5 protein-coding genes are annotated in these 6649 nt (G+C 73.5%); 2 read left to right on the top strand and 3 right to left on the bottom strand.

Annotated features, from left to right (window positions below; all coding sequences use genetic code 11):
• Positions 1 to 43 precede the first annotated feature (43 nt).
• Positions 44 to 817 (top strand): trimeric intracellular cation channel family protein, encoded by a 774-nt coding sequence (locus J7E22_RS14020; protein ID WP_214982426.1) that lies wholly within the window; start codon positions 44 to 46, stop codon positions 815 to 817.
• 338 nt (positions 818 to 1155) lie between these two features.
• On the top strand, positions 1156 to 1761 hold the full coding sequence (locus tag J7E22_RS14025) for a TetR/AcrR family transcriptional regulator (RefSeq protein ID WP_214982427.1): 606 nt from the start codon (positions 1156 to 1158) through the stop codon (positions 1759 to 1761).
• 20 nt (positions 1762 to 1781) lie between these two features.
• Here J7E22_RS14025 and J7E22_RS14030 read toward each other — a convergent pair whose 3' ends face one another.
• The 3 genes from J7E22_RS14030 to J7E22_RS14040 are packed head-to-tail and all read right to left on the bottom strand — an operon-like array spanning position 1782 to position 6453.
• Positions 1782 to 4133, bottom strand: a complete 2352-nt coding sequence (locus J7E22_RS14030) for a DUF3488 and transglutaminase-like domain-containing protein (protein WP_214982428.1) — start codon at positions 4131 to 4133, stop codon at positions 1782 to 1784.
• Positions 4130 to 5461 carry a DUF58 domain-containing protein gene (locus J7E22_RS14035; RefSeq protein WP_214982429.1) on the bottom strand — a complete coding sequence of 444 codons (1332 nt, stop codon included), beginning with the start codon at positions 5459 to 5461 and terminating at the stop codon, positions 4130 to 4132. The genes J7E22_RS14030 and J7E22_RS14035 overlap by 4 nt, the downstream gene beginning before the upstream one ends.
• Positions 5461 to 6453 carry a MoxR family ATPase gene (locus J7E22_RS14040; protein ID WP_308159261.1) on the bottom strand — a complete coding sequence of 331 codons (993 nt, stop codon included), beginning with the start codon at positions 6451 to 6453 and terminating at the stop codon, positions 5461 to 5463. The genes J7E22_RS14035 and J7E22_RS14040 overlap by 1 nt, the downstream gene beginning before the upstream one ends.
• Positions 6454 to 6649: the final 196 nt, after the last annotated feature.

Consider the following 6649-nt stretch of genomic DNA (forward strand, 5'->3'; position numbering starts at 1 on the left):
CGTCGGACTCGCCAGTCCACGGCGGTGCGGTTGGATGGTGGTCATGAACCTGCTGTCGCCAGAAGGCCTCGCGGTGGTCACGAACGTGCTCGACCTCGCCGGGGTGTTCGCGTCCGCGCTGCTCGGCGGATCCCTCGCACGGACGATGGACTTCGACCTGTTCGGGTTCCTGGTCGTCGGGTTCGTCTCGGGGCTCGGGGGCGGCATCCTCCGCGACACCCTGCTGCAGGACGGGCCACCCGTCGCACTGGTCGACCCGCTCTACGTCCCGGTCGCCATCGCCGGCGCGCTCGTGGCCTTCCTCGTGTCGTTCTCCGAGCGGACCTGGGACCGCGTCTTCACCGTGCTCGACGCCGCGGTCATCGGGATCTGGTCCGTGGTCGGCGTGCAGCGCACCTTCGACGCCGGACTGGACTGGCCGGCCGCGATCATCATGGGCACCGTCACGGCCGTCGGCGGTGGGGCGACGCGCGACATGATGCTCCGCCGGGTGCCGGCGGTGTTCGGCGGGAACGCGCTGTACGCGACCGTGGCCGTCGCAGCCTCCGCGGCCATGGTGCTCGCGTCACGCCTCGGGTCCCCCACCACGGGCATCGTCGTCGCGATCGTGCTGTCACTCGGGCTCCGCTGGGGCGCCGTCCGACGAGGGTGGGGCCTGCCGAACGGCCGCGACTGGCAGCCGAAGTCGGCGCTGGGGTCGATCCTCCGCCGTGGGCGTGTGCTCCGGCCCGACGCCGTGCGGCTGCTCCGGCGCTCGGGGCGTCGATCGGGTGCCGGCAGCGTGCACAGCGACCACGAGCCGCGCGAGGACAGCTGACCGGACCGGCTTCGTCCCGTTTGCGCTCGACCCGGCGCTTCCGCACCTCGCGCTGTCATCCGTCGGAGGGCAGGCGTACCATCAGTACCGCCGGGTATCGACCGGTGCGCAACGCCGGTCCCGAACCGACGCGACCCGAACGTGGCGGTCGGACAGGCGTGCACAGCGGGGGCTGCGATCGTTCCGCGCGCTTGATCAGACGCGCGGAACGACAGGTCTCGTCCGAGGTCTCACGACGACACGACGCGACCCACCAGAACGGAACTGGACACCACCACGCCAGCGCGTCGACGCCGACACCACCAGGTCACGGCGGGCTGCAGTCGAATCAGGACCAGATGAGCGACGACGCCTCCACCCCCGCCCCACGCACCCCCCGCGCTGAGGTCCGTGAGCGGCTGCTCCTGGCCGGCGCGGCCGTCTTCGCGGAACAGGGCGTGCACGAGGCTCGTCTCGACGACGTCGCCGCCCGCGCCGGGTTCAGCAAGGGCGCGGTGTACTCGAACTTCACCTCGAAACAGGACCTGCTCGGCCAGGTCATGCAGCGCGCGACGAACGTCGTGCTCGGGGCCCTGCAGGAGCTGGTGAGCCCGGACATCGCCGCGGTCGAGATCGCGGACGTCGTGCGGGCCGCGTTCGGCCAGCACGACCAGACGGCGCAGTTCGCGCTGCTCGCGGAGTTCCGGGCGTACGCGTTGCGCCACCCCGAGTTCATGCCCGAGTTCGTCCAGCACCGGCGCGCGCTCGAGGACGGCGTGAACGACCTCGTGCACCTGTGGTTCGGCGCGCACCCGGAGGTCGACCCCGGCATGCCGCTCGACCACCTGTCCGTGGCGCTCATCGCCGCGAACGTCGGGCTCCTGTTCGACGCGCCGGCGATGCCCGGCGTGGACCCGGGGGAACTCGTCGCCACCCTGGTGGAGGCCATCGTCCGGCCGCGGTAGGGCCAGCCGCAGCTTCCCCGCTACGTCGGACTGCGGCGCGTGCGACGACCCGCGTGCGACCACGCCGACGACGGCAACAGGCTCGGCGGCAGCAGACGCGACCGCGCCGCCCGCGCACCGGACACCGACGCGTCCAGGGCGACACGGGCCTCCCGGACCGCCTGCAGGAGGGCGGCGGTGTCGACGCCACCGACCCCGTCGGCGGCGAAGCGCTCCCGGTCGACGGCGTCCACCACGGTGTCCAGGTGCGGCAGCACCGACGCCGGCAGTGTCGGTCGGAGCCGGCCGAGGACAGCCCGAGCAGTCCGCGCCGCCGCACCCGCGTCGCCCGGTGGCGCGACCCCCGGCGCGTACCCGTGGTCTGCGACGTCGTCCAGGACCTCTCGCCAGGCGTGCAACGCTGGCGAGCGACCGGCAGCGACCGCCGCCAGACGCGACCGGCGGCGACCCGCTCGGACGAGGGCCGGCGCAGCGAGCAGGGCCAGCGCGAGGACCAGGCCCACGACGAGCCCGAGCCCACCGTCGCCGTTCCCACCGGTGGCGGCCGCGGCTGCCGGAGCGGCCGACGCGGACGGTGTCGCCGACGCCTGCGGTGCCGCCGGAGCCGACTGCGCCGGTGCAGGCAGCGGGGTGTTCTTCGTGCCCGGGGTCGGGGTGGCGCTCGCCTGGGACTGCGGCTGGGCGGCCTGGTCGGAGTCCGGCGTCGGTTCGAAGGCCACCCACCCGGCACCCTTGATGTACAGCTCCGGCCACGAGTGCAGCTGCCGGTTCGACACCGTGTACTCGCCGTCCGACCGAGCCGACCCGGCGCGGTACCCGACCGCGATGCGCGACGGGATGCCGAGGGTGCGGGCCATCACCGCCATCGCGGACGCGAAGTGCACGCAGTAGCCCTCGCGCACCTGCAGGAACTTCGCCACGACGGCCATGCTGTCGCCGTCGTAACCCTGTTCAACCGGTGCGGTCTCCGAGTACGTGAACAGGTCACTCCGGAACCACTGCTCGATCGCGCGGGCCTCGTCGTAGGGGGTCGATGCGCCCCCGGCCACCCGTCCCGCGGTCGCGCCGATGCTCGCCGGCAGGTTCTTCGGCAGCGTCAGGTCGGTCCGGAGCTGCGCCGCGGACGGCTTGGCGAACCCCCGGCCGTCCGCATTGGCGAGGAGTCCTGACGCCGAGATCGTGTCGAGGTACTCCCCCGCGAAGGTCGAGGCGCCGTACACCTCGTACGTGGCACCGCGGGGCGTCGCCGGCCCCGTCGACCGCACGGTGCTCGAGTCCCCCATCCAGCGCCAGTCGGCCAGGTTGAGGTTCGTCGACCGCGACTGGACCGTCACGGCTCCGGACGGCACCGGCAGGTAGTTGCTCGAGAGCCCCGTGATGCGGATCGTCACGTCGCCGCGGGTGGCGAGCCGCGGGTTCACGCCGACCGCCCACTGCTGCTGGTCGGCGGTCTCGGACTTGCTCGCGTCGGTCACGGTCGGGACCCAGTCCCCCGTGCCGAACTCGTCCAGGTCGGCCAGCTTGAGGTACTCCGGCTGCCCGTCCGACGACCGGTACCGGAAGACCTCGAGGTCGTTCGGCCGGCGGAGGTCCTGCCCGAGGTTGAGCAGTGTCCCGGGGCGCCCGGGCTGGATCGGCGACTGGATCGCCCCGGTGACCCCGGACAGCCAGCTGGCGTTCAACGGGATCACCGAGGGCAGACCGATCGCCACGACCAGCCCGACGGCACCGACGACCGCCGCGGGGAGCACCCGTTGCACGGGACGGACCGACAGCCAGAGCAGGGCCAGGAACGCGACCGCGGTGCCGATGACGAGCCCCGAGCCCGCCGGAGCGCCGGTGATCAGCCCGGGCACGATGAGGATCACGAGGGCGGGGACCGCGGCGAGCGCTGCCGTCGGCGCCACGGCGGCCAGGAACAACGACACCGCCACGACCCAGGCGATGGCCACCGTGACGACCAGCCGGATCGAGTCGGTCTGCGGCAACGGGGCGGGGTTGAGGCGGATCGCGGCGATCGTCTCGCCGAGCGCCCCGTTCTTGTCGAGCCACCCGAGCGGTTGCAGGTCGTTCACGAGTGCGGCGGCGCAGGAGCACGCCAGGAGCGCGGCGACGAGGGCGACGAACCGGATGCCCGGTGCGCGGCGTCGGACCGCGAGCAGGGTCCCCACGAGCACCACGGCGATCAGGAGCCCGGACACCCACCAGGCGATGCCCTGGACGAGCGGACGCATGGCCAGCGAGGCGATGAGCACCGGCACCGGCGCCAGGACGACGACCCAGACGCTGGGGACGTCGCGGCGTTCGTCGTCACGGTCGAGGATCTCGTGGACGTCGGCGCGTGGGCGGGGCCGGGTCGCGGTGCTGCTCATCGTGCGCCTCCCGACGCGGTCACCCCGGCGACGGGCACGACCAGGGTGCGCCAGCCGCCGCGGTCGAGGATGCCGCGCACCACGGGGTCCGGCGGGACGATCGTCGCGAGGATGCCGCGGCTCGACCCGGTCGTCGCCGACACGAGCTCGGCCGCCTCCTCCGCGGTGCAGCGCCCGGTGACCACGGCGGTCATCCCGTGCACGTCGCGGCCGCGGACCTCGGGCAGGACCTCGGTGACCGCGCGGGCGTCGCTGCGGACGCGGACGTCCGCGAGTCCCACCAGGACGTCGGTCAGGCCGCCGGCGTCCCCGGCGTGGCGGGTGCTCCCGCCGGGAGCATCGCTGACGAGCACCACGCGCGAGGTGCGTGCCGCGAGGGCCCGGGCAACGCTCGCCGCCACGACGACGGCGTGCTCGAACGCCGCGTCCCCGCCGAGGTCCGACAGTTCGGCGAGGTCGTCGCGCCCGAGGGTCTGGTACGACTCACGCCGGACGTCGAGCGCGATGACGGCCTCCGGGGGCTGTGCCTGGGTGGTCTGCCGCACGTGCAGCTCGCCGCGGCGGGCACTCTGCGCCCAGTGCACCCGGCGGATGGGGTCGCCCGGTCGGTACGGGCGCAGCTCGCTGTCGTCCGCGGAGCCCCCCTGCCCGACCCGACCCTCGTCGGCGGACACCGCACCGGCGAGCGCTCCCGTGTCGATGGCGGACAGCGGCGTCGACGCCGGGACCACCACGACTTCCTCGGCCGCGACGACCGGTCGGTCGATGCGCAGCAACCCGAAGGGGTCCTCGACCCGGATCGTGACCGGTCCGACCAGCGACCGTCCGCGGTGCATCGCGAGCGCCTCGACGTCGAGGACGGCGGGCGGCACGTTCGGCCCGACCACCGCGTACGTCTCCGCCTCGGACACGCTCGCGAAGGTGTCGTCGAGCTGTTCCCGCACGAGCAGGGTCGACCGCGGGCCGATGGGCAGGGTGGTGCTGCCGAGGGTGATCCGCTCGCGGTAGACCTCGCCGACCTGCACGATCGCGCGTGCGGTGGACCGGGTGCCCCGGAGCGGCGCGGCGACGACGTACGCCATCACCATGCCGAGCACCACGAGCACCACCAGCAGGAGCCCTGCCGACACGGCCACGCTCGTGGTCCCGACCAGTCCCCCGCCGATCAGTCCGATCCCGACCGCGATGACGGTCCACCCCCGCACCGTGGGACGGGGGAACGGCGTCCGTCGGAGCAACGTCAGCGCTCGCCGTCCGTACCGCGACGCGACGGACCGGGCAGCACCGGCCCGTCGTGCGAGCGGCGACGGCGCCGACGAGCCGGACATCAGGAGCGGACGGGTGTCGCGGTGAACGGCACGGCGGTGTCGGACACGATGCGGACCACGATGTCGCGGACGGTGTCGTCGCCGGATCCGCCGAGGCCACGTGCGACGGGCACGAGACGGTGGGCCAGGACGATCGGCGCGAGCGCGGCGACGTCGTCCGGGGTGACGAACGGTCGACCGAGCAGGGCGGCGTACGCGCGGGCGGCCTGCGCGAGGTGCAGGGTCGCACGGGGGCTCGCCCCGAGCACGAGGTCCGGGTGCGTCCGGGTGGCGCGGACGATCGCGACGATGTACGCCTCGACGTCGGGCGCGAGGTGGACCGTGCGGACCGCGTGGATGATCCCGCGCAGGGTCGCGACGTCGACGATCGGGCGCAGACGGGACAACGGGTCGCCGCCGCCGCGGTTCGACAGCATCTGCCGTTCCGCGTCGACGCCCGGGTACCCCATCGCGATGCGGGCCATGAACCGGTCGCGCTGCGCCTCGGGCAACGGGTAGGTGCCCTCCATGTCGATCGGGTTCTGCGTCGCGACGATCATGAACGGGCTCTCGAGCTGCCGGGTCACGCCGTCGACCGTGACCTGGGCCTCGGCCATCGCCTCGAGCAGCGCCGACTGGGTCTTCGGGCTCGTCCGGTTGATCTCGTCACCGATGACCACGTTCGCGAACACCGGTCCCGGGGAGAACCGGAAGGTGGCGGAGGACTGGTCGAAGATGTTCACGCCCGTGACGTCGGACGGCAGCATGTCGGACGTGAACTGGATTCGGGTGACCGTCCCGCCGACCGTCGCACCGAGGGCCTTCGCGAGCACGGTCTTGCCGACGCCGGGCACGTCCTCGACCAGCAGGTGCCCCTCGGCGAGCATCACCGTCAGGGCTGTCCGGATCGCGTCGGTCTTGCCGTCGATCACCGTCGACACCGCGTCGATGATGGCCGCTCCGGCGTCCCGGACGCGTTCGAGCGGGAAGGCGGGGTCGATCGGTTCCGGCACGCAGGCCTCCTCGTCGCGGGACAGGTGTCGTGCATGCTACAGCGGCCGGGTGACAGGGACCCGCCAGGGGCGGAGCGGTGGCGGCGTCCGGGCCGGACTGCGTCCGACGGCCCCGTCAGCGCCAGACGTCGCTCTGACGCCGAGACGCCGCCGAAAACCACGGCGTCTCGTCCGGGAGGCGGCGTCTCCCGTCAAC

This window comes from Curtobacterium sp. ISL-83 (assembly GCF_018613895.1).
Classification (GTDB): domain Bacteria; phylum Actinomycetota; class Actinomycetes; order Actinomycetales; family Microbacteriaceae; genus Curtobacterium.

Bases quoted from the DNA above. Each gene is read 5' to 3' on its own strand.
- J7E22_RS14020 (WP_214982426.1), top strand. From the start codon at position 44: ATGAACCTGCTGTCGCCAGAAGGCCTCGCGGTGGTCACGAACGTGCTC.
- J7E22_RS14025 (WP_214982427.1), top strand. From the start codon at position 1,156: ATGAGCGACGACGCCTCCACCCCCGCCCCACGCACCCCCCGCGCTGAG.
- J7E22_RS14030 (WP_214982428.1), bottom strand. From the start codon at position 4,133: ATGAGCAGCACCGCGACCCGGCCCCGCCCACGCGCCGACGTCCACGAG.
- J7E22_RS14035 (WP_214982429.1), bottom strand. From the start codon at position 5,461: ATGTCCGGCTCGTCGGCGCCGTCGCCGCTCGCACGACGGGCCGGTGCT.